The sequence below is a fragment of the Clostridium sp. CAG:221 genome (assembly GCA_000435835.1).
Lineage (GTDB): Bacteria > Bacillota > Clostridia > Clostridiales > Clostridiaceae > Clostridium.
In genome coordinates this window covers 96,624-119,623 of the sequence record FR883427.1, presented here as the reverse complement: position 1 = coordinate 119,623, position 23,000 = coordinate 96,624, and the positions used below count along the sequence as shown (strand labels likewise).

Here is a 23,000-nt window from a genome sequence, read left to right as displayed (position 1 = left end):
AAATAATCTACTTTATATTATACCATTTTTTCCTTTTATAAAATAATAATAAATTTAATAAAAGGATACCTAGCATAAATTACTAAATATCCTTTTATATATTAATTATATATTTTTATTTCTACTTCTTTTATAATTCCATCGCTTAAGACTTCACAAGATATAATATCTCCTTTATTTTTAGAATTTAACATTTCAGTTATTCCATTAATATTAGATACATTCACACCTTCAATGGATAATATTATATTTGTTGGCTTAATGCCTGATTTATATGCATTTCCATCTTTCTGCAATTGTCCAACATAAAAGCCATGTTGATGCTGCTCTATATCCATCAATATTCCGCCTTCTGTAATACCTAGTACTTCTTTTATTATTACTGTTGAATTTATTATATTTTCTAAATTCTTTAGTTCAATACCATAATATACGCCTTCTGAGCCAAACTTTTCAGTAAGGTAAAGACTACCTATTCCAATAAGCTCACCATTAGAATTACATATAGGTCCGCCTGTATTACTTAAATTTATAGGAGCACTTATTTGAAGCAAACTGCACTCTTCTGCTAATGTATCATAATTTTCTGATTTACTATATCGAGCCGTAATTATTCCTGGAATAATGCTTTGGACTTTTTGATCTCCAGAGTATACACTACCTAACACGGCAATTCCCTGTCCTTCCATAACACTATCCTCATCAGCCAGTTTAATAGCAAAAAGATCACCTTTATAATCTACTTTAATTAGTGCTAAATCAAATTCTTCATCCTTTAATACTAATTTACCATCTACTGCCCCTTCTTCATCATTATGAAAAATTACATTTAAGTGTTTCATATCCTTAATTCTTGAATAATTAGTCAATATTACTCCAGTTTCAGTTATTACTACTCCTGTAACGCTACTAGTTTCTCCGTCATCTCCAGTTATGGTCACCAATGACTTTGATACTTCCTTTACTACTGATGTATAATCGCTAATAATCATATTATTTTTATTGAACTTTGTATTTTTAGCCTCTTCAATAACATCTCCATATTTATATTTAATAATAAAATTAAAAAATACACCTACTACTATCAATGCTATTATCAATATTATTCCTAAGTTTATTCCCATACGTATATTGGCACGGGTATTTTTATTTTCAAAAATTATCTTATATATCTTATCATTTTCTTTAGCTTTTCTATCATCATTATCATCCATTAGTTACACCTCCGAAACAATTCCCTTTTAATGAGATTTCTTTAGCGTAAATATAAAGCTAACACCTTTTCCCTCTATATTTTTTACCCATATGTCTTCATTATGTTGTGACAATATAGATCTTACTATAGGAAGTCCTAATCCAGTACTAAGCTTATTAGTTCTAGATTTATCACTTTTATAAAATCTATCCCATATCTTATTAAGTTCTTTTTCATCAATACATTTTCCAGAATTAAATATATCTACATATATTTTTTCTCCTTTAGAATATGCATCTATTTTTATTTCTCCATCATCATTACTGTATTTAATTGCATTTTCAATAATATTAGTAACTACTTGTATTATTCTATCTCTATCACCTAATACATAAGCTCTCTTATCGTGAAATGTAGCTTTAACATTTAACCCTTTTTCTTTAATCTTGTGCTCTAAGTTTAAAATACAAAGACTTATAACTTGATTAATATCAAATTCAGTAATTGCCAAATTAAATTTTCCTGATTCCATAGCAGATATATCTAACAAATCATTTACTAACCTTGCTAGCCTGTCTATTTCATCATAAACAATTTTAAGATAATAATTTTCCCTATCTCTTGGAATTACTCCATCTAAAATACCACCAATAAATCCTTTTATAGAGGTAATTGGAGACCTTAGCTCATGGGACACATTAGATATAAATTCTCTTCTTTTTGTATCTGACTTTTCTAAGGATTCCGCCATCATATTAAATGATTCTGCTAATTCTCCAATTTCATTATTACAATTTACCACTACTCTCTTTTCAACTTCACCTTTTGCCAGCCTTTTAGCTGCATTATTAATATCATCTATTGGCTTTATAATTATTTTCTTAGTTACTATTTTAATTAATATTGCTGAAATTATTATTTCAATGATTACTGCCATCCAGATAATGAACATATTAAAATTTCTTTCACTTTTATCTTGTGTAACCATAATCATATATCCATCAATTTCATCATCTTCATATATAGCTTTCACATATCCCTTTATTGATGTATTGTTTATTTTATACACATCTTTCTTAAATTCTATATTGGAAGATAAGGACTCTGTATCTAATTCAATCTTGCTATACAATAAATTTTCATAATCTTCCCCATTTACTAGATATACATATCCAAGTCTATCTGTAATTATAGCTTCACTATTAGTTGATATACAGGCCATCTTTATTATTTGTTTAAGTTGCTGATATGAGCCATCTTGCTGATTTAAGTAGTTATTTATGGAAGTTTCGATTATATCCATTTGCTTTTCCAAATTGGATAATTTTGTACTATGGTAATTTTTATTAAACAATACAGTTATAATTGACCCAAAAGAAATAAGCACTATGCTAGTAATGGATATAAAAATAACCATTATCCTTCTGTTTATGCTATCTTTTTTTGACATTACTTCACCTCGAACTTATATCCAACTCCCCATACTGTCTGTACTTCCCATGTTTCTCCACCTTTTAGCTTTTCTCTAAGCCTCTTAATATGGACATCTACAGTTCTTGAATCTCCTGGATAATCATATCCCCAAACTTCATACATCAGTTGTTCACGAGTAAATACCTTATTGGGAGAACTGGCCATATAATGTAGTAATTCCAGTTCTTTTGGTGCAAGCTTCACTATATTATTCTTATATACTACCTCATATGCTCCTATATCAATAGTAAGATCGCTAAACTTTATAACATCATTATTTTTAACTTCAGGACTATATCTCCTAGTTACAGCCTTTACTCTTGCTAAAAGCTCCTTGGGATCAAAGGGTTTTACCACATAATCATCTGCACCTAATTCTAAAGCAAGTACTTTATCAAAAACTTCACCTTTTGCAGTAAGCATTATCACAGGTATATTACTTTGTTTTCTAATAAATTTTAATACCTCTACTCCATCTTTTCCTGGAAGCATAATATCTAAAAGTACTAATCCTATATTATCATTAGTAACTATATTGCAAGCATCTAACCCATTAAAACATTTTTTTGTTTCATACCCTGAGCTTTTTAAATACATATCTATTAATTCATTGATATTTTCATCATCATCTACAATTAATATTTTTCCTAATTTATCGTCCATATTTTTTACACCATCCTTATAAAAATATTCTATCCTAAAACCTAACAAACTACCTTATTTTTCTTACAAATTTAACATTTGTTACATTTTCTTTATATTTATTATTCCATAAAAATCCAATTATAGTTTTATAATAAAAAAATAATCCTCAAATTAATTATTACTTGAGGATTATTTTATGTAATTAGTTTTCGAATAATTTACTTATTGGCTTATCGTCATAAATTCTTCTAATAGCTTCTGCAAATATAGGAGCAACAGATATTGAATTAAACTTTTCTAAATTTTGCTCGTCTTCTGGCAATGGTATTGTGTTTAACATAACAAGCTTTTCAATAGCAGAATTATTTATTCTTTCAAAAGCTGGTCCTGATAATACACCATGAGTACAACATGCATATACATTTTTAGCACCTAAATCTTTTAATGCATTTGCTGCATTAGCAATAGTTCCTGCTGTATCAATCATATCATCGATAAGTATACATCTCTTATCTTTTACATCTCCAATAATGTTCATTATTTCAGAAACATTTGCCTTAGGTCTTCTCTTATCAATTATAGCAATTGGTGCATGAAGTTTATCAGCAAACTTTCTTGCTCTAGTAACACTACCTAAATCTGGTGATACAACAACTACATCATCTTGATCTTCAAATCCATTTTCAATGAAATGTTCTGCCAGTATTGGTGATCCTAATAAATGATCTACTGGTATATTGAAGTATCCTTGAATTTGTGATGCATGTAAATCCATTGTTAATACTCTATCTGCTCCTGCTGCAGTTAATATGTCAGCCACTAACTTAGCTGTAATTGGATCTCTTGATTTTGCCTTTCTATCTTGTCTTGCATAACCATAGTATGGAATAACTGCTGTTATCCTTCCTGCTGATGCTCTTTTAAAAGCATCTATCATGATTAGAAGCTCCATTAAGTTATTATTTACTGGGCTGCTTGTAGATTGAACGATAAATACATCTGCTCCTCTAACTGTTTCATTTATATCTACTGATATTTCCCCATCACTAAAAGTTGAAACCTTTGAATTTCCTAATGTCAATCCTAATAAATTTGCAATTTCTTCTGCTAATTCTGGATGTGAATTACCTGCGAATATTTTTATATTTTTTCCATGAGCTATCATACTTATTAGATCCTCCTTATTTTGGCTGTCTAGCTATTTATATTATAAAGTAAGAATACTTACTTTTTAATTAACCCTCTTTTTTCAACCCAACCTTCAATGTTTCTTTGTTTAGCTCTTGCTACTGCAAGCTCGCCTTCTTTTACATCATTAGTTATTGTTGATCCTGCTGCAATATAAGTATTATCTTCAACTTTAACTGGAGATATAAGATTAGTATTGCATCCAATGAAACTATTGTTTCCTATTATTGTTTTATTTTTATTTTTTCCATCATAATTAACTGTTACTGTTCCACAGCCAAAATTACAATTTTCTCCCACTTCAGCATCACCAACATATGTTAAATGTGATACTTTTGTATTATTTCCAATTGTTGATTTCTTTATTTCAACGAAATCACCAATTCTAACATTGTTTCCTATTACAGATTCTGGTCTTATATAAGCAAATGGACCTACTGTTGTGTCACTTCCTATTTTACTATCTATTATCACAGAACTTTCTATTTGAACGTTATCTTCAATAATACTATTATTTATTCTTGAATTTGAATAGATAGTACATCCACTTCCTATTTTACTTGAACCTTCAATGATATTTCCTGGATATATAATAGTATCCTTTCCTATTTCAACATCAGCACCTATATACGTAACACTTGGATTTATTAATGTGACTCCATTATCCATATGTCTATTATTTATTCTATTTCTTAGTATTTCTTCAACTTCTGCTAGCTGTCTTCTTGAATTTACACCAATTGTTTCTTCATAATCAACAACAACAGCACCCACTTTTTTACCTTCGCTTTTTTGAATTCCTATAACATCTGTTAAATAGTATTCTCCTTGTGCATTGTTGTTTGATAATTTTTCTAAAGAGCTTAAAAGATTTTCAATATCAAAGCAGTAAACTCCTGCATTCATTTCATTAACCTTTAGTTCTTCTTCATTACAATCTTTATGTTCTACTATCTTAAGTACTTCTTCTCCATCTCTGATGATTCTTCCATACCCTGTGGCATCATCTAAGATAGATGTTAAAAGTGTTGTACTGTTTCCTTTATTAATATGTTCCTTAAACAATCTTCCTATTGTTTCTTCTGTTATTAATGGAGCATCACCACAAAAAACTGCTACAGTTCCTTTTTTTCCACTTAAAAACTCTATAGCACTTTTAACTGCATGACCAGTTCCAAGCTGCTCTGTCTGAAGCGAATAGCTAACATTTCTACTATTAGTTTTTTCTTTAACTAATTCAGCACCTTTTCCAACAATAACATTTACATCTTCAATTTCAGCTTTTCTTAATGTATCAATAACATGATTAACCATTTCTTTTCCACAAACTTTGTGTAATACTTTTGGCAAATCAGATTTTATTCTTGTTCCTTGGCCTGCTGCTAAAATAAGAGCACAATTATACATAAATCCACCTCTTCAATTTATAAGGACAAAATTGCATTTTATCCATTTATTGTTCGTATATCTTAATATATTATATTTCATTAGCGTTTTGATTTCAACCTTCCTATATAAAATATATATGGTTGTAACTCCACAATAATGAACTAACATATTATATCTATTTTAACAAAAAAAGAGGCAATGCCTCTCTTTTTAATTAATATTTGATATAAATTTTATTCACTTACAATTAAGCTTTCTTCTGAAACTGCCTTTTCATAGGCTTCTAAAATTGCACCTTGTATTCTTTCTCTTGTTTCAGTATTGATTGGATGTGCAATATCTTTAAATTCACCATCTGGTGTCTTTCTACTTGGCATTGCTATAAACAAGCCATTTTGCCCCTCAATAACCTTAATATCATGTACTACAAATTCATTATCAAATGTCACAGATACAATAGCTTTCATTTTTCCTTCTGATGCTATTTTTCTAACTCTAACGTCTGTGATTGTCATTTCACTCCACCTCCAGTTGCTTTTATATAAATATATTTCTATAAAAAGTTTAAAAATCCTTTTTTTTACTTAATTTTTTTCAAATTTTACAAAAAAATATATTAAATAACTGGTTTTTTCCTATTTTATTAGGCTTGAAGGAGTTACTTTTATCTTTCCATCTTCACTTATATGCTCAACATCGATGATTGAAACATAATCTGTTACCCTCTTATTAGCAACACCTACATTATCAACTAATACTCCAGTACCAACTAATTCACTATCAAATTCTTTTAATAAGTCAGTTATACCTTGAGCTGTTCCTCCCCCTCTTAAAAAGTCATCTATAAATACACATCTACTAGAAGGCTTCATTGATTTCTTTGCTAAAGACATTTGTTGTATTCTTCCGCTTGTGCCTGATAAGTAGTTAATAGAAACAGTAGGACCTTCTGTAACTTTATTTTCTCTTCTTATAATTACCAGTTCTATACCTAAACTCTTGGCAACTTCATATGCTAGTGGAATACCTTTTGTTTCAACTGTTACAACATAATCTACATCCATTGATTTAAAATAAGAAGCTAATATTACACCGGCTTTGCTTATTATTTGTGGATTATACATTATGTCTGTTAAATAAATGAAGTTACCTGGAACAATTCTTCCTTCTTCCATAAGTGCATCACATAATTCCTTAGCAAACTCTTCTTTTGCATTACTACCCATTTGTGGAATAAACTTTATTCCTCCAGCTGCTCCAGATATAGTTTCAACTTTACCCATATCTAATTTGTCTAACACTTCTCTAACAATAACTATATCTTCGCTTATTGTTGACTTAGCTGCATTTAACAATTCTGAAAATCTATTTAGGCCTATTACCTTATTAGGATTTTCAACTAAAATCTTAGTAATGATTACAACTCTATTATTCCTACTTAATTTTTCCATTTTTTCTCCTTTCTTCATCTGTCCCTTCACGAACTTTCATATTTTATTTACCCTATAATATTCATATTTTATTCTAAATATAGCTTATTATCAATAGTTTTATTTACTAATTTTAAAAATCTTTCTAACATATATAATTGCCTTATTTCCTTTTTTCAATATATATTTTCATATATTTATTATTTTATATGTTCAAGTTGAAAATTTTGTATATAATTATAGATAGATTATATAAAGGAGTTGATATGATGGCTTTTGACTTAAATATGGATAAACACAAAAAAGTCCACTTTATTGGAATTGGTGGAGTAAGTATGAGCGGACTTGCTGCTGTACTACTAACAAAAGGATATAAAGTTTCTGGTTCTGATTCTAAAGAATCTGAAGTTTTAAATAAATTGAGAGAAGCAAATGCTGAAATATATATTGGACATAAAAAAGAAAACTTAAGAAACGTTGACTTAGTTGTTTACACAGCTGCAATTCCTTCTGATAATCCAGAAATAATAGAAGCCAAGGCTCAAAACATAGAATTGATGGATAGAGCTGAATTCTTAGGCTATATAATGAAAGGACATAAGTATAATGTAGCTGTTGCTGGTACACATGGAAAAACCACTACTACTTCAATGCTTTCCCACATAACTCTTGAAGCAAACTTAGATCCAACTATACTTGTTGGAGGAGATGTTGATGCTATCCATGGAAACTATAAAATTGGTGAAAGCGAATACTTTGTAACAGAAGCATGTGAATATAAAGCATCTTTCTTAAAATTCTATCCTTACATAGGTATTATTCTTAACATAGATGCTGACCATTTAGATTATTATAGAGATATCAATCACATTGAAGACACCTTCAAAAAGTTCTCTGATTTAATTCCTGCTGATGGATATCTAGTAGGATGTGCAGAGGATCATAGAGTTATGGAAGTTCTTAACTATGCAAAGTGCAAAACTATGAGCTATGGATTTGATAAAGGAGATGTTACAGCTGGTAATATTTCATTTAATAATAAAGGTTGTGCAACTTTCACTGTATTCCATAATGGTAAAGAATTATTTGATGTTACTTTAAACACAACAGGAAAACACAATATCCTAAATGCTTTAGCAACAATCTGTACATCTTTAATATTAGAAATTCCTAATGAAGCTATCATTAATGGCTTAGCTGCTTGTAAAGGTGCTCATAAGAGATTTGAATATAAAGGTGAATTTAATGGTGCTACTATAATTGATGATTATGCTCACCATCCAGTAGAAATTGCTGCAACTTTAAATACAGCAAAGCTTATTCCTCATAATAAAGTGTACTGTGTATTCCAACCACATACTTATACTAGAACTAAGACTTTATTTGATGAATTTACTACTTGCTTTAAAGATTGTGATGAGCTTATCCTAATGGATATATATGCAGCACGTGAAAAAGACACAGGTCTTGTTTCATCTGATGAACTTGGTGATGCAATAAGAGCAAAAGGATTTAACTGCATAAACCTTCATAGCCATGAAGACGTAACAAACTATTTAAAGGATAAAATTAAAAAAGATGATCTAGTTCTTACTGTTGGAGCTGGAGATGTTGTTAAAGTAGGAGAACTTCTACTTAATTCTTAATAAATAATAAACTTAAGAGGTGATACTAATGAACTTACTAAGCAAAATATCAGCTGCTGCTGAATTTATAAAAAACAAAAGCAAATATACTCCTGAAATAGGATTAATACTAGGTTCTGGTCTTGGTTCTTTAGCTGATACCATAGAAGAAGCTGAATTCTTTGACTATGCCGATATTCCTAACTTCCCTACATCTACTGTAGAAGGACATAAAGGAAGACTAGTAATTGGTTTATTAGAAGGAAAACAAGTTATTGCTATGCAAGGAAGATTTCACTTCTATGAAGGATATTCAATGCAGGAAGTTACTTTCCCTGTAAGAGTTATGAAGCTTTTAGGTGTTTCTAAACTTGTTGTTACTAATGCTTGTGGAGCTGTAAATACAGATTTTAATCCTGGAGATTTAATGGTTATTACTGATCATATAAATCTTTCTGGAGCAAATCCTTTAATTGGTAGAAATCTTGATGAATTTGGTCCAAGATTCCCTGATATGTCTGAAGCCTATAACAAAGATTTAAGAAATAAAGTCTTAGAAGCAGGTAAAGATTTAGGATTAAATTTAAAACAAGGAGTTTATGTAATGCTATCTGGTCCAACCTATGAAACTCCAGCAGAAATTCGTATGGTTGGAATTTTAGGTGGTGACACTGTTGGTATGTCTACTGTTCCTGAAGTTATCGTTGCAAATCACTCTGGTATAAAAACTGTAGGTATATCTTGCATCACTAACATGGCTGCTGGTATACTAGATCAGCCTTTAAGCCATGATGAAGTTATGGAAACTTCTACAAAAGTTAAAAATGACTTCATTAACTTAATGAATAGAATCGTTAAAATAATATAAAAAAGCTGTGCCTTAGGGTACAGCTTTTTTTAATTATGAATTATGAGTGATGAATGATGAATTGTGGAATAAACTCCTTAAGGGAGTTTAGAAAGGATAAAATTTATAGAAACTCTTCGAGTTTCATCCTTAATTCATCATTCGTAATTCATAATTATTTAAGTTCATCATTAACTAAAGTACTACTATTTCTTTAGTTACTGAATTTAGTACTTCACATCCGTCTTTTGTTACTAATACTAAATCTTCTATTCTTACACCTATGTTATCTTTTAAGTATATTCCAGGTTCTACTGAGAATATCATACCTGCTTTAACTTCTTCATGATTTACTGCGCTTACATCGCCGAAATCATGTACTTCTATTCCAATGCTATGTCCTGTTCTATGAGTAAAGTATTCTCCATACCCAGCATCTTTAATAATATTTCTTGCTGCATTATCTATATCTGAGAACTTCACGCCTTCTTTAATGATTGAAATAGCTTTTTCATTGGCACTCTTTACAATATTATATATATCAGCATGCTCTTTACTTGGTTCTTTTCCTATAAACACTGTTCTAGTCATATCTGAGCAGTAAGAATTATATTTTCCACCAATATCTAAAACGATGCTATCACCATCTTTAATAAGGTCCTTACCTGTACCATGATGTGGATCTGCACCATTAGGACTTGTAGCTATTATTGGTGAAAATGAAAATCCTGATGCTCCTTCACTTTCATATAATTCTTGTAAAAGTCCTGCATAATATTTTTCTGACTTTCCTACTTTTAAGCTATCCCAAAGCTTAAGCATTACTGCATCATTTATTTTTGATGATGCTTTCATTATTTCTATCTCTTCAGCATCCTTAATCATTCTTACCCTATCAATAATAGGAGAGCCATTAACAAATCCTTTAGCTGCATTACTATTAATAAGTTGTATTAAAAATCTTGCTGGCCAATCTTTATCTATTCCTAATATCTCATTTTTATTAATGCATCTATTTAAATAATCTATAGGATTTTCAGTATCTTCATACCAAATCATCTCTACACCTAAATCTTCATATACAGGGAATAACTTATTGATTACCAATTTATGATCACCGTTTTGATTTATGTATAATGCAATCATTCTTTCCCCTGGATATATCCACTTTCCTGTTAAATAAAATATAGATGCTGGAGATGTAATTATCATTTGTGATAATCCTTCTTTAGCCATTCCTTCTAAAATCTTATTTACTCTACTATTTTTCATAAAAACACCTCAAAAACATTATCAATTCTTTCTATAATAATACTTTATATTTGCAATAATATCCACTTCTATTTTGTCACTAAAAACTATAATTAATGATATAATTATTTTAGTAATTACATTGGAGGATTTAAAGATGAAAATAGCAGCCATATCAGATATTCATGGAAATATATACGCATTAATGAAAGCGTTAGAAGATATAGACGAGCAAAAAGTAGATAAGATTATATGCCTTGGAGATTTTGTAGGTTATGGACCTCACCCTAATGAAGTTATTGCTTTAATAAAAAGAAGAGAAATTCCTTGTATAAAAGGTAATTATGATGTTTCAGTGGTAAATGGTGCTTATACTTATATAAGAAATACTACAATTAACTCTTTTTCTTTACCTTGGACGTGCTCTGAATTAAGAACTTCAAATAAGTTTTATTTAGATTCACTACCTGAAAAATTAAAATATACAGTTAATGGTGTTAATTTATGCTTCACTCATGGAAGTCCTAATTTAATAAATGAATACCTATTTGAAGATGCAGAAAACACAAAAAAAGTTATGGAAAACTTTGAAGATGATGTTTTAATTTGTGCTCACACTCATATACCTTTTGTTAAAAAAGTTAACGATAAACTTATTGTCAATGTAGGAAGCATTGGAAAACCTAAAATAGGGCGTCCTAATATCACATATGCAATACTAAATATTGATGATGCTGGAAATGTTGATGTTACAATAAGAGAGCTTGAATATGAATACAGAAGAATCATGAAAGACTGCATTATGCTAAACTTTCCTTCAGCCATAGTAAACTCATACGAAACAGGACAAGAGTAATCATAATGATGAATTATGAATGATGATTGATGAATGTAATGAGGAAACTCAAAGAGTTTCAAAAAATAAAGCTACTTTCTAAACTCCCTAAAGGAGTTTATTCATCAATTCATAATTCATCATTCATAATTTTAAATTAATCTTCTAATCTTCCCACTATTTCTAATTTATTAAGAATATCTCTTTGATTTTTGTGACAGTTATTTAAATAATTAGTAAGGTCTTTTCCGGCAGCAACTCCATAGTGTCTTCCTCCACTCCATGTATCCTTATCTGTTACATCATATACTATACCATCAACGGCTATATATATCTTATTCCTATTTTGCCCATCATATTCTGATAACTGTTCCTTAGTAAAGACATTATCTGTGCTTCTCATTTTCTTATCTTTCTTACTCTTACCTTTATTTAAATAACTGGTTATATCTTCACATACAGATTCCATAACCTTAATTATCGTACTGCAATATTCTTTAGGATAAGTTTGCAGCATATTCTTTAATTTATTTATTTCACAATATCTTTCTTCAAGGAAACTCTTCTTATCCATTTAGTCCTCCATTTATAATTTTCCTTAAAATTATATTATGAATTTAAGTTGCAAATGTTAGTAAACTATTGTAAAATCGAATTATTAAATGTAAATATCGTAATTACTATGAAGAGAAGAGTAACACTTGAAGGTAGTTTTAGCGAATAAGGGATGGTGTAAGCCTTATACGAAATCATTTGTGAAGAACATCTCGGAGTTTCTAACCGAACGAGTAAAACTTTAGTAGGCTTAGACGGGTTTAATCCGTTATTAATTTTGCATTATGCACTAAGTGGCCTTTATTTAGGCAATTTGGGTGGTACCACGTAAGTTATCCTTTCGTCCCATTTTTATGGAGATGAAAGGTTTTTTTATTATAAAAAATTCTAGGAGGTAAATTATGAAAGACGTAGTTTTAGTAAAATCACTTTACAGAAACTCTGAAGAATATTTAACTAAAGAAATTACTATTTCTGGTTGGATAAGAACTTTAAGAGCTTCAAATGCATTTGGATTTATAGAAGTTAATGACGGTAGCTTCTTTAAAAATATTCAGGTGGTTTTCGATAACAACCTATCAAACTTTAAAGAAATCTCAAAATTACCAATCAGCTCATCAATAAAAGTTATTGGTACTTTAGTTGCGACTCCAGAGGCTAAACAGCCATTTGAAATTCAAGCTAAAGAAGTTATAGTTGAAGGTATGTCAGATTCTGATTATCCATTACAAAAGAAAAGACATACATTTGAATACTTAAGAACAATAGCTCACTTAAGACCAAGAAGTAATGCTTTCTCAGCAGTATTTAGAGTAAGATCTGTTGCTGCTTATGCAATACATAAGTTCTTCCAAGATCAAGGCTTTGTATATGCTAATACTCCAATCTTAACTGGAAGTGACTGTGAAGGTGCTGGAGAAATGTTCAAAGTAACTACAATAGACTTTGATAATATTCCAAGAACTGAAGAAGGTGCTGTTGATTACAAAGAAGACTTCTTTGGAAAAGAAACTAACCTTACAGTTTCAGGGCAATTAAATGCTGAAACTTTTGCATTAGCATTTAGAAATGTTTATACATTTGGACCTACTTTCAGAGCTGAAAACTCAAATACAGCAAGACACGCTGCTGAATTCTGGATGGTTGAACCTGAAATAGCTTTTGCTGATTTAGAAGATGATATGGAATTAGCTGAAGACATGTTAAAATACGTAATTAAATACGTTATGGATGAATGTCCAGAAGAAATGGCATTCTTCAACCAATTTGTTGAAAAAGGATTATTAGATAAATTAAATCATATAGTAACTTCTGACTTTGGAAAGGTTACTTATACAGAAGCTGTTGAACTTCTTAAGAACTGTGGAAAAGATTTTGAATATCCAGTTGAATGGGGTATGGATTTACAAACAGAGCACGAAAGATATTTAACAGAGGAAATCTTTAAAAAGCCTGTATTCGTTACAGATTATCCAAAAGACATCAAAGCATTCTATATGAGACTTAACGATGATGGAAAAACTGTTTCTGCAACAGATTGTTTAGTTCCAGGAATAGGTGAAATCATCGGAGGAAGCCAAAGAGAAGAAAGACTTGATGTATTAAAGGCAAGAATGGCTGAATTAGGTCTTAAGGAAGAAGATTACTGGTGGTACTTAGAGCTTAGAAAGTACGGAGAAACTAAGCACGCTGGATTTGGTTTAGGATTTGAAAGATTAATAATGTACATCACTGGTATGTCTAACATCAGAGACGTAATACCATTCCCAAGAACTACTGGTCAATCTGACTTCTAATATTGTAAAAAGAGCACTTTAGTGCTCTTTTTATTTTTAAATTATTTTTCATTTTTTTGTATAATTTTATTAATGAAGTCAATACTATAAGTGTAGATATAAACCTGTGTAAAAACAGGTTCCCATCCCCCCATTATTTAAAAGAGCACCTGTTGAAGGTGCTTTTTTTGTACAAAAAAGAGTGGCCAAAACCACCCTTTTTTAATGATGAATTATGAATGATAAATTAAGGATGAAACTCGCAGAGTTTCTGAAAAATATATTTTTCTAAACTCCCTAATGGAGTTTATTCCACAATTCATCACTCGTCATTCATCATTCATCATTATCTAAGTTCATCATTATCTAATTACATTCTTTCAACGCTTTCCATACCTAATAAATCTAAGCATGTTTCTAAAATGTTTTTCACAAGATTAATAAGAGCAAGCCATGATGCTTTCTTAGCTTCATCTTCTTCTGATATTATTCTTGTATCGTTGTAGAACTTATTGAAGTTATTTGATAATTCATAGATATATTCACATACCTTATGTGGTGCTCTATCTCTAAAGCTGTTTTCTACCATTTCATTAAACTTAATTGCTTGAAGCATTAAGTTTCTTTCTGCCTCAGTTGTCGGTACAGCTATATCAACATTAGAAATATCCATGGCAGCTTTATTTAAAATAGACTTAATTCTTACTATTGTGTAAAGAATGTATGGTCCTGTGTTTCCTTCAAATGAAGCGAATCTATCTATATCAAAGATATAATCTTTTGAAGCTTGGTTTGATAAATCACCATATTTTAAAGCAGCTAATCCTACTTTTGATGATATTTCTTCAACTTCTTCTTCTGTTATATTTTTATTATCTTTAAGCTTTTCTTTACCTGCTTCTTTAATCATGCTTATTAAGTCAGCAAGTCTCATTACTCCACCTTCACGAGTTTTAAATGGCTTACCATCTTTACCATTCATTGTTCCAAAACCAATGAAATCTAATACTACATCTTCTCCAGCAATTCCTGATTTTCTTGCTGCTCTAAAGAATTGTTCATAGTGAAGTCCTTGTCTCTTATCAGCTAAGTATATTATTTCATTAGCTTTTAAATCTCTAACTCTTTCTACTACTGTAGCTAAATCTGTAGTTCCATATAATGAAGCTCCATCAGATTTTAATAAAAGAAGTGGTGGAATAGGTGCTTTATCATCTTCTTTACTTACATCAACAACTAAAGCTCCTTCACTTTCATGTGCATATCCATTTTCCTTTAATTCCTTAACCATATCTGGAATTAATTTTTGTGCATCACTTTCACCATTCCATAATTCAAAGCTTACATCTAATGCACCATAATTTTTCTTTAAGTCAGCAACAGATACATTTAAGATATGCTTCCATAATGCAACATATCCTCTTCTACCTTGTTGAAGTTCAACTGTTGCCTTCTTAGCAGCTTCCATTACAGCTTCATCTGATTTAGCAAGCTTACTTGCATATGGATATATATCTTCAAGTTCATCTATTGTAAATGGTGCTTCTTCAGGATATTCTCCTTCAAAGCTTGCATCAAAGTATGGTAATTCTGGATTTCTTCTTTCAACTTCTGAAATAACCATACCCATTTGAAGACCCCAATCTCCTAAGTGAACATCACCAATAACATCATGTCCTAAGTATTTAGCAATTCTCTTAATACTTTCACCAATGATTGCAGATCTTAAATGTCCTATATGTAGAGGTTTAGCAACATTAGCTCCACCATAATCTACAACTATTTTTTTAATTTCTGTTGCTGGTGAAGTACCAAACTTTTCATCCTTGTTCATTTTATTAATATAATCAATTAAAAACTCATCATTAATTGTTATATTTATAAATCCTGGTCCTGCTATTTCTAATTTAGAGAAAATTTTATTTTCTTGTAATTTAGCAACTACTTCTTCTGCTATAACTCTTGGTGCTTTTCCATGTTTCTTAGCATTAGGTAATGCTCCATTACATTGATATTGGCAAAGGTCTGGTCTATTTGATACAGTTACCTTTCCTGATTCCCTGTCATATCCAAGTTCTTCAAAAACATCTTTAACTATATCGCTGATTTGATCAATAAATATTTTCATAATCTGCCTCCTATTTTTTTAATATAAAAAAACCGTCTCTTTATAATACAAAGAGACGGAATATTTCCGCGGTACCACTCAATTTAACTAGAAAATTCTAGTTCACTCAAAACTTTAACGCAGTTAACGTCACACCCTTACATATAAATGCTCAGGTAGCTTCTCCAAGTTCCTCTTCCTTATTTTATATCTTGTAAGACTTCCACTCTATTCTTACTCGCTGGTAGATAATTATAAATAAGTACTCTTCTTTTCATAGAATTTTTTATTCTTCTTAATATTAATATAAAATATATGATAAAACAAATTTAATTAAAAATCAAATTATTATTTTATTTATTAAATATTGTTTATTAATTCATTAAATTCTTCATTATTTTTTACAAAACCTAGTTCACCTTCAACATCACTTTTCAGAGTATTTACAAAGGTATCAATAAATTGTTCAAATCCTTCTTCACTTTGATTAACCTTCATATTTGCATATAGCTTAGATTTTGATGGGTTCCATGGCTTTTTCATTGCTTCTAGCATTTTTTTAAGTACAATTACAAAGTTATCTGCATCTTTTTCATCACTGTATAATTTGAAATATCCAACTTGTCCATTGTAATCCCATAGGTCATATAAATCTGTTGTTTTTTCTAAAATCTCTGCAAAATATTTGGCATCCTCTTTTCTACCATCCTTTAAAGCTATTTCCATCATGGATATTAATATTGTAAAAATATCTGTGGTTGCTTCTATTAACTTATAGCTAAAAAGTTCAGAGGCCTTATCAAACTCACCTTTTTTAATATAAAGTCTTCCTTGTAACCTATTTTTATCATATGTAACAGTAGGTAATTTATCTATACAGCTTTGTGCTTTTTTATATTCATTTCTCTCTAAATATTTATTTATAAGCATAGAGGTTGCCTCATTTCTAACCTCTAAGTCTTCACTTTCTAGCACTCTTACATATAAAGCTTCTATTTGTCCTTCATAGTATTCTCTATTATCTACTCCAAACATACAAATCATTCCTGATAACATGGTTGCAGTGCTTAGAATCAACTTATAGCAATTAGGAAATTACTGAATCTTATCAATAGCTACTTCATATGCTGTATTAAAACCTTTAGTGCTTACAACTTCATATAATTCATTTAAAAAATCACCTATTTCCTTCTCTGATAAGTCATCATTAAAAGAAAGTAATGTATTTAAATCTACTTTTAAAAGCCTAGCTAGTGCTGGTAATAATGTTATATCAGGATAACAGCCACCTTTTTCCCACTTATTCACTGCTGGTGTTGAAACACCAAGATAATCTGCAACTTGCTCCTGTGTCATTCCTAGGGTAATTCTCTTTTTCTTTATAATATCATTTATTTTCATAGTATTATTAACCTCTCATTTTAAATAATATCAAAAGCTTTTGGTATTATTATTTTAACAAGATATTTTAATGTAAACAATTGAGCTGTAGTTAATTGTAAAGATAAAAATTTAACCATGAGTTAATTAATATAAATAATTAATATAAAAGCTATACAATTTATACTTTAATCTCCCCTACAAATTCCTAATTATCGGTGAATTGAAAGTGAAACTATCTAGTCTTATAATTCATTTCTTGTGAACTTTTACTCTTTTATTATAAATAAAAACTCCTACCAATATATATTATATATAAGTAAGAGCTTTAATATCTTATAACCTTATTTTTATCAATCCAATTTTAGTAAAAACCTCATTTATTTATGGTACGGTTCTTTGTTCCTTATTCTAAAACAATTATACAATTACTTTTTAAGCTTTTCTTAACATCGATTAATCTTTGATTGCTGGAACCTTTGAACTTTAAACCATCAACCTTTTTATCTTTTTCAAAACGTCCATCCACTAATACATCTATATTTTCAATTAAATCTTTTATATTATTATCTTTTTTCATCTTTTCTAATACGTCCTCAAAAGTATATCCTGTATAGCACCAAATATTAAGGCCAGCTTTCTTAAAAGCCTTTGCCATATAAGCAAATTCTTCAGCTCTTTCAAGGGGATCTCCTCCACTAAAGGTTATTCCTTTAAGTAAAGGATTATCTAGTGCATCTTCTATGAGTTCATCCATATCTCGCTCTTCTCCTCCATTAAAATCATGAGTATCTGGATTAAAACATCCTTCACAATTATGTCTGCACCCTTGAGAAAAATATACCCTTCTCATTCCTGGTCCATTAACTAAAGATTCATATGCAATTCCTGCTAACCTTATTTTCTTTGACATACTCCCGCTTCCTTATCCCTTAATTCTTAATTCTTAATTCTTAATTTTTAATTCTTAATTTTTCATTTTTAATTTTACTTATGGTACCATTTAGGTATGTAACTATCACACTGATCATACCATTCCATTACATTATCCACTTGCTTAATCATTACATTCATTTCTTTTTCTCCAAAAGATTGAGCCCAATAAACAGATGAAATCTCATTTGAACAAATATATAATAATAACAATTTAAAAAACAATTCTGGAACGTCATCATCAAAATATCCATTAATATATCCACTGGCAAACTCTGGACTTACTTCTGCAGACCAAACTATCCTATTGAATTCTTCCCATGGATCACCATAATCATATCTATTAAAATCTATTATTCCCAATTTTCTTTCTGGCGTAATTATCATATTTCCTATATGATAATCTCCATGTTGTAAACACTGTGGTCTATTCTTTAGTAATACTCTATTTTTATTTATATATTCTAATATCTTCTTTTCATCTTTTAAAACTACACCACACTTTTTATAGTTTTCTATTTTTTTATCTATTTTTCTATTAAATCTACTTTCCCAATCTTCAATACTTTTAGGAGCATTTACACTATGAATCTCCTTTAAATATCTACCAGCATTAACACCTAACTTATACTGTTCCTCTTCACTAAATTTACTAATTTCTTCTGCTGCATCTTCTCCCTTTATCCATGTGTATAAAGAATATATGGACTGATCATTATTACAAACTCCTATATCCACAGCTTTGGGCATAAGAATTTTCTTTTCTTCTAAGTCTTTGATAATTTCAAATTCTTTTTTCTTTTTAGCAAATTGGCCTATATCGGATATTTTTAATAATAACTCCTCATTTTCTCTAGTTTTTATTTTATATTTTTTATCATCAGACCATCCTTTATTAATATACTCTATATCCTCCCATTCCCTGCTTTGCCCAATATCTTCATACTCCATTACCTTTCAACTCCCACCTTTACTAATTTAAATAGAAAATCCCTCTTGAAAGAAACCAAAATAATTATGAAAAAATTTAAGGAACTCTTTTAGGAGTTCCTATTGTATTTGTGATTTTTTCCTTATAATTAACCTAAGTTTTTAACGTAATTTAATCTACCACCAGCTTTTATTACCTGAATTTCCTTTTCTGTTAAATCTATTAATACTTCAAATTCACTATTCTTACTTATATTTTTAACTTTAACACTTCCTTTAGTTAAAGCTTCTTTAATATTATCTATTACCAACTCATCTAATGGATCAACTTCATTGTAATCAGCTTCATTTTTAAACTCTAGTGGAACTATTCCATTGTTAATTAAATTAGCTTTATGAATTCTAGCAAAGGATTTGGCAATAACACCTCTTACTCCTAGATAAAGAGGAGCTAAGGCAGCATGCTCTCTACTAGATCCTTGACCATAGTTTTCTCCTGCAATTATAAATCCTCCGCCTAAATTCTTAGCTCTATTTGGAAAATCAGTATCTATTGTATTAAAACAAAATTGAGATAAATACGGAATATTAGATCTAAATGGTAAAAGCTTTGAATTTGAAGGCATAATATGATCAGTAGTAATATTATCTTCTACCTTTATTAATATCTTTCCCTCTATTTTATCTCCTAATTCCTTATTTATTGGAAATGGTTTAATATTAGGTCCCCTCTTCACTTCTACCTTAGTCCCATCTTCAGCTGGCTTAAGTATCATTGAGTCATCAACAATAAACCTTTCTGGCATATTAATACATAAATCTGTTTCTAACTCTCTTGGGTCTGTAAGTACACCTTTAATTGCAGAAACTGCAGCAGTTTCAGGGCTTACAAGATATACTTTTGCTGATAATGTTCCACTTCTTCCATAGAAATTCCTATTAAAAGTTCTAAGTGATACACCATTAGTACCTGGTGCCTGTCCCATTCCTATACAAGGTCCACATCCATTTTCCAATATTCTTGCCCCTGAACTGATTATATCAGCAAGAGCTCCATTCCTTGCTATCATCTCCATTACTTGCCTTGAACCTGGAGCTATTACAAGACTTACATCTGGATGAACCTTTTTTCCTTTTAATATCTTAGCTACCTTCATTAGATCTTCATAAGAAGAATTTGTGCAACTTCCTATGGCAACTTGATCTACCTTAATTTTTCCTATTTCACTTACTTTTTTCACATTATCAGGACTATGAGGCATTGCAGCTAGTGGTTCTAAAGTATTAAGATCAATAGTTATTTCCTCATCATAAACAGCATCTTCATCTGCTTTAAATTCAAACCAATCCTCTTCACGTCCTTGAGCTTTAAAGAACTCCAAAGTTCTTTCATCACTAGGAAATATTGATGTGGTAGCACCAAGCTCTGCTCCCATATTAGTTATGGTTGCTCTTTGTGGCACTGAAAGATTCTTGATTCCTTCACCGCCATACTCAAATATCTTAGAAACCCCACCTTTAACAGTAAGCCTTCTTAAAACCTCTAAAACTACATCTTTTCCTGTAACCATTGGTTTAAAACTACCTATGATATTTACTTTACATACCTTAGGAACATTTATATAATATGCTCCTCCAGCCATAGCCAATGCAACATCAAGACCACCTGCACCCATAGCAAGCATACCTACTGCACCAGCAGTTGGTGTGTGACTATCTGAACCAATTAGCGTCTCACCTGGCACTGCAAATCTTTCTAAAAATACTTGATGACACACTCCATTTCCTGGTTTAGAAAAATATACTCCATGCTTAGATGCTACAGTTTTTATAAACTCATGATCATCTGCATTTTCAAAGCCTTGTTGCAACATATTATGGTCTACAAAAGCTACTGATCTTTTTGTCTTAACCTTATCTATGCCCATAGCTTCTAATTGTAAGTAAGCCATTGTCCCCGTTGAATCCTGTGTAAGAGTTTGGTCAATTTTAATACCAATAGAACTTCCCTTTCTTAATTCTCCTTCAACAATGTGGTTGCTTAAAATTTTTTCTGCTAGATTTCTTCCCAATGCTAATTTCCCCCTTCTTTTCTATCTCCTATTTATTGTTCCTTTTCTTTATATTGTTTATAAAGACTTACAAGTTCCTTATCAAAAAGGTTTCTTTTTACTCTGACAGTAGTTGCCCTCACTAAATTAAGGATATCCTTTGCTTCATCATCTGAAAGCTTTATATCATATTCTTTAAATTTATTTACTATAGCTGCCTTTCCTGAATGTTTTCCTATTACAATCTGCCTTTCAAGACCTACCACTGCTGGATCATAAGCTTCATAATTCATTGGATTCTTAATAGCTCCATCGGCATGTATACCTGATTCATGCACAAAGGTATTTTCTCCTACTATGGCCTTCCATTTTGGTAAGAATCGTCCTGAAGCCCTAGATACATACTCTGATACTTCTTTAAATTTTCTAGTATCAATATTTGTCTTATAACCATAAACATAAATTAGAGCCATTAATACTTCCTCTAAAGCAGCATTACCAGCTCTTTCACCAAGGCCATTTACTGTTACGCCAACATGATTTGCACCACCCATAACACCTGCTATAGCATTGGCTGTAGCCATTCCAAAATCATTATGAGTATGCATTTCAATATCAAATTTTGTTTTATTATATAAATATGAAATTTCATCCTTTAATTTAAAAGGCTCCATTATACCTACAGTATCACAATATCTAAACCTATCTGCTCCTGCATTCTTTGCTGCATTAATAAACTCTACTAAAAATTCTCTATCAGCTCTTGATGCATCTTCCCCATTAACAGATACATATAAGCCATTTTTCTTGGCATACTCCACTGATTTGATCATATTTTCAAGAACCCATTGCCTTGATGTTCTAAGCTTATGCTTAATATGAATATCTGAAACAGATATAGATATAGCCACTGCATCAACATCGCAATCGATAGATTGCTCTATATCTCCTATAACAGCCCTATTCCATGCCATTATGCTCTTTGCATTGCTACTACTTCTATTCCTTTTTACTATTGATTTTATTGCTTCCTTTTCATCTCCACCCATGGTTGGAATACCAACTTCTAATTGATCTACCCCTAAATCTCTTAACATAGATGCAATAATAATTTTTTCCTCATTAGCAAATACAACACCTGCCGTTTGTTCCCCATCACGCAATGTAGTATCCACTATCTTTATTTGTCTATCATTTCTCGGATCTTTAATTGCCATGTTATAGCCCCCTTTATTTTAATTCCAATTTTACCATTTTTATCCTATAACTTCAATGTAATATTTACTTTTTTTGCAAGGAAAATATTTATTTTTTCAAAATACTCCTTAAAAACAATGTATTTCATGATTAAATATCATGTTTTTGCAACTTATTATTTTTTTCCTTCATAT

20 protein-coding genes and 2 other annotated features are annotated in these 23,000 nt (G+C 30.3%); of the genes, 4 read left to right on the top strand and 16 right to left on the bottom strand.

The window, feature by feature from the left end:
* Positions 1 to 101: 101 nt before the first annotated feature.
* From Q5O44_RS13630 to purR, 7 genes are all read right to left on the bottom strand, one after another.
* Entirely contained in the window at positions 102 to 1,214 is a 1,113-nt protein-coding gene (locus tag Q5O44_RS13630; protein ID WP_022168996.1) for a S1C family serine protease, read from the bottom strand.
* 27 nt (positions 1,215 to 1,241) lie between these two features.
* Entirely contained in the window at positions 1,242 to 2,645 is a 1,404-nt protein-coding gene (locus tag Q5O44_RS13625; RefSeq protein WP_022168995.1) for an ATP-binding protein, read from the bottom strand.
* The gene (locus Q5O44_RS13620; RefSeq protein ID WP_291662696.1) at positions 2,645 to 3,331 is read right to left on the bottom strand and encodes a response regulator transcription factor; all 687 of its coding nucleotides are present in this window, start codon (positions 3,329 to 3,331) and stop codon (positions 2,645 to 2,647) included. Before Q5O44_RS13620 ends, Q5O44_RS13625 begins: the two co-directional genes overlap by 1 nt.
* A 184-nt stretch (positions 3,332 to 3,515) precedes the next feature.
* The gene (locus Q5O44_RS13615; protein ID WP_022168993.1) at positions 3,516 to 4,478 is read right to left on the bottom strand and encodes a ribose-phosphate diphosphokinase; all 963 of its coding nucleotides are present in this window, start codon (positions 4,476 to 4,478) and stop codon (positions 3,516 to 3,518) included.
* Between the two features lie 59 nt (positions 4,479 to 4,537).
* Positions 4,538 to 5,908, bottom strand: coding sequence for a bifunctional UDP-N-acetylglucosamine diphosphorylase/glucosamine-1-phosphate N-acetyltransferase GlmU (gene glmU / locus Q5O44_RS13610; RefSeq protein ID WP_022168992.1), 1,371 nt, complete (start codon positions 5,906 to 5,908; stop codon positions 4,538 to 4,540).
* A 215-nt stretch (positions 5,909 to 6,123) separates the two neighbouring features.
* On the bottom strand, positions 6,124 to 6,405 hold the full coding sequence (gene spoVG / locus Q5O44_RS13605; RefSeq protein ID WP_022168991.1) for a septation regulator SpoVG: 282 nt from the start codon (positions 6,403 to 6,405) through the stop codon (positions 6,124 to 6,126).
* Positions 6,406 to 6,525: 120 nt separating this feature from the next.
* Positions 6,526 to 7,341 carry a pur operon repressor gene (purR, locus tag Q5O44_RS13600; RefSeq protein ID WP_291662690.1) on the bottom strand — a complete coding sequence of 272 codons (816 nt, stop codon included), beginning with the start codon at positions 7,339 to 7,341 and terminating at the stop codon, positions 6,526 to 6,528.
* 248 nt (positions 7,342 to 7,589) lie between these two features.
* Here purR and murC point away from each other — a divergent pair, with 248 nt between their 5' ends.
* Both murC and Q5O44_RS13590 read left to right on the top strand, forming a co-directional pair.
* Positions 7,590 to 8,966 (top strand): UDP-N-acetylmuramate--L-alanine ligase, encoded by a 1,377-nt coding sequence (gene murC / locus Q5O44_RS13595; protein ID WP_291662688.1) that lies wholly within the window; start codon positions 7,590 to 7,592, stop codon positions 8,964 to 8,966.
* A gap of 28 nt (positions 8,967 to 8,994) precedes the next feature.
* Positions 8,995 to 9,813: a purine-nucleoside phosphorylase gene (locus Q5O44_RS13590; RefSeq protein ID WP_022168988.1), complete on the top strand. Its 819-nt coding sequence runs from the start codon at positions 8,995 to 8,997 to the stop codon at positions 9,811 to 9,813.
* A 174-nt stretch (positions 9,814 to 9,987) separates the two neighbouring features.
* On the opposite strand, the gene Q5O44_RS13585 is transcribed toward Q5O44_RS13590, so the two are convergent.
* Positions 9,988 to 11,064: a Xaa-Pro peptidase family protein gene (locus Q5O44_RS13585; protein WP_022168987.1), complete on the bottom strand. Its 1,077-nt coding sequence runs from the start codon at positions 11,062 to 11,064 to the stop codon at positions 9,988 to 9,990.
* Between the two features lie 136 nt (positions 11,065 to 11,200).
* On the opposite strand from Q5O44_RS13585, the gene Q5O44_RS13580 reads away from it, so the two are divergent.
* Positions 11,201 to 11,899 (top strand): metallophosphoesterase, encoded by a 699-nt coding sequence (locus tag Q5O44_RS13580; RefSeq protein WP_022168986.1) that lies wholly within the window; start codon positions 11,201 to 11,203, stop codon positions 11,897 to 11,899.
* A gap of 136 nt (positions 11,900 to 12,035) precedes the next feature.
* Here the strand turns inward: Q5O44_RS13580 and Q5O44_RS13575 are convergent, their stop codons facing one another.
* On the bottom strand, positions 12,036 to 12,452 hold the full coding sequence (locus Q5O44_RS13575; RefSeq protein ID WP_022168985.1) for a cytochrome b5 domain-containing protein: 417 nt from the start codon (positions 12,450 to 12,452) through the stop codon (positions 12,036 to 12,038).
* Between the two features lie 99 nt (positions 12,453 to 12,551).
* Positions 12,552 to 12,784, top strand: a binding site (T-box leader).
* A gap of 50 nt (positions 12,785 to 12,834) precedes the next feature.
* Between Q5O44_RS13575 and asnS the strand changes: the two genes are divergently transcribed.
* Positions 12,835 to 14,229: an asparagine--tRNA ligase gene (gene asnS, locus Q5O44_RS13570; RefSeq protein ID WP_022168984.1), complete on the top strand. Its 1,395-nt coding sequence runs from the start codon at positions 12,835 to 12,837 to the stop codon at positions 14,227 to 14,229.
* A gap of 349 nt (positions 14,230 to 14,578) precedes the next feature.
* On the opposite strand, the gene argS is transcribed toward asnS, so the two are convergent.
* The 7 genes from argS to nifV form a co-directional block, all read right to left on the bottom strand.
* A complete protein-coding gene (argS, locus tag Q5O44_RS13565; RefSeq protein WP_022168983.1) occupies positions 14,579 to 16,336 on the bottom strand; it encodes an arginine--tRNA ligase in 1,758 nt (585 codons plus the stop codon).
* A gap of 48 nt (positions 16,337 to 16,384) precedes the next feature.
* Positions 16,385 to 16,602: a binding site (T-box leader), on the bottom strand.
* Between the two features lie 73 nt (positions 16,603 to 16,675).
* Entirely contained in the window at positions 16,676 to 17,350 is a 675-nt protein-coding gene (locus Q5O44_RS13560; protein WP_022168982.1) for a lipopolysaccharide assembly protein LapB, read from the bottom strand.
* A gap of 60 nt (positions 17,351 to 17,410) precedes the next feature.
* Positions 17,411 to 17,716 (bottom strand): helix-turn-helix domain-containing protein, encoded by a 306-nt coding sequence (locus tag Q5O44_RS13555; RefSeq protein ID WP_022168981.1) that lies wholly within the window; start codon positions 17,714 to 17,716, stop codon positions 17,411 to 17,413.
* Positions 17,717 to 18,101: 385 nt separating this feature from the next.
* Entirely contained in the window at positions 18,102 to 18,608 is a 507-nt protein-coding gene (gene nrdG / locus Q5O44_RS13550; protein ID WP_022168980.1) for an anaerobic ribonucleoside-triphosphate reductase activating protein, read from the bottom strand.
* A 74-nt stretch (positions 18,609 to 18,682) separates the two neighbouring features.
* Positions 18,683 to 19,579: an aminoglycoside phosphotransferase family protein gene (locus tag Q5O44_RS13545; RefSeq protein ID WP_022168979.1), complete on the bottom strand. Its 897-nt coding sequence runs from the start codon at positions 19,577 to 19,579 to the stop codon at positions 18,683 to 18,685.
* Positions 19,580 to 19,707: 128 nt separating this feature from the next.
* The gene (locus tag Q5O44_RS13540; RefSeq protein ID WP_022168978.1) at positions 19,708 to 21,630 is read right to left on the bottom strand and encodes an aconitate hydratase; all 1,923 of its coding nucleotides are present in this window, start codon (positions 21,628 to 21,630) and stop codon (positions 19,708 to 19,710) included.
* Between the two features lie 32 nt (positions 21,631 to 21,662).
* The gene (nifV, locus tag Q5O44_RS13535) at positions 21,663 to 22,826 is read right to left on the bottom strand and encodes a homocitrate synthase (RefSeq protein ID WP_022168977.1); all 1,164 of its coding nucleotides are present in this window, start codon (positions 22,824 to 22,826) and stop codon (positions 21,663 to 21,665) included.
* Between the last annotated feature and the right edge of the window lie 174 nt (positions 22,827 to 23,000).

Bases quoted from the DNA above. Each gene is read 5' to 3' on its own strand.
- Q5O44_RS13630 (WP_022168996.1), bottom strand. From the start codon at position 1,214: ATGGATGATAATGATGATAGAAAAGCTAAAGAAAATGATAAGATATAT.
- Q5O44_RS13625 (WP_022168995.1), bottom strand. From the start codon at position 2,645: ATGTCAAAAAAAGATAGCATAAACAGAAGGATAATGGTTATTTTTATA.
- Q5O44_RS13620 (WP_291662696.1), bottom strand. From the start codon at position 3,331: ATGGACGATAAATTAGGAAAAATATTAATTGTAGATGATGATGAAAAT.
- Q5O44_RS13615 (WP_022168993.1), bottom strand. From the start codon at position 4,478: ATGATAGCTCATGGAAAAAATATAAAAATATTCGCAGGTAATTCACAT.
- glmU (WP_022168992.1), bottom strand. From the start codon at position 5,908: ATGTATAATTGTGCTCTTATTTTAGCAGCAGGCCAAGGAACAAGAATA.
- spoVG (WP_022168991.1), bottom strand. From the start codon at position 6,405: ATGACAATCACAGACGTTAGAGTTAGAAAAATAGCATCAGAAGGAAAA.
- purR (WP_291662690.1), bottom strand. From the start codon at position 7,341: ATGGAAAAATTAAGTAGGAATAATAGAGTTGTAATCATTACTAAGATT.
- murC (WP_291662688.1), top strand. From the start codon at position 7,590: ATGGCTTTTGACTTAAATATGGATAAACACAAAAAAGTCCACTTTATT.
- Q5O44_RS13590 (WP_022168988.1), top strand. From the start codon at position 8,995: ATGAACTTACTAAGCAAAATATCAGCTGCTGCTGAATTTATAAAAAAC.
- Q5O44_RS13585 (WP_022168987.1), bottom strand. From the start codon at position 11,064: ATGAAAAATAGTAGAGTAAATAAGATTTTAGAAGGAATGGCTAAAGAA.
- Q5O44_RS13580 (WP_022168986.1), top strand. From the start codon at position 11,201: ATGAAAATAGCAGCCATATCAGATATTCATGGAAATATATACGCATTA.
- Q5O44_RS13575 (WP_022168985.1), bottom strand. From the start codon at position 12,452: ATGGATAAGAAGAGTTTCCTTGAAGAAAGATATTGTGAAATAAATAAA.
- asnS (WP_022168984.1), top strand. From the start codon at position 12,835: ATGAAAGACGTAGTTTTAGTAAAATCACTTTACAGAAACTCTGAAGAA.
- argS (WP_022168983.1), bottom strand. From the start codon at position 16,336: ATGAAAATATTTATTGATCAAATCAGCGATATAGTTAAAGATGTTTTT.
- Q5O44_RS13560 (WP_022168982.1), bottom strand. From the start codon at position 17,350: ATGTTTGGAGTAGATAATAGAGAATACTATGAAGGACAAATAGAAGCT.
- Q5O44_RS13555 (WP_022168981.1), bottom strand. From the start codon at position 17,716: ATGAAAATAAATGATATTATAAAGAAAAAGAGAATTACCCTAGGAATG.
- nrdG (WP_022168980.1), bottom strand. From the start codon at position 18,608: ATGTCAAAGAAAATAAGGTTAGCAGGAATTGCATATGAATCTTTAGTT.
- Q5O44_RS13545 (WP_022168979.1), bottom strand. From the start codon at position 19,579: ATGGAGTATGAAGATATTGGGCAAAGCAGGGAATGGGAGGATATAGAG.
- nifV (WP_022168977.1), bottom strand. From the start codon at position 22,826: ATGGCAATTAAAGATCCGAGAAATGATAGACAAATAAAGATAGTGGAT.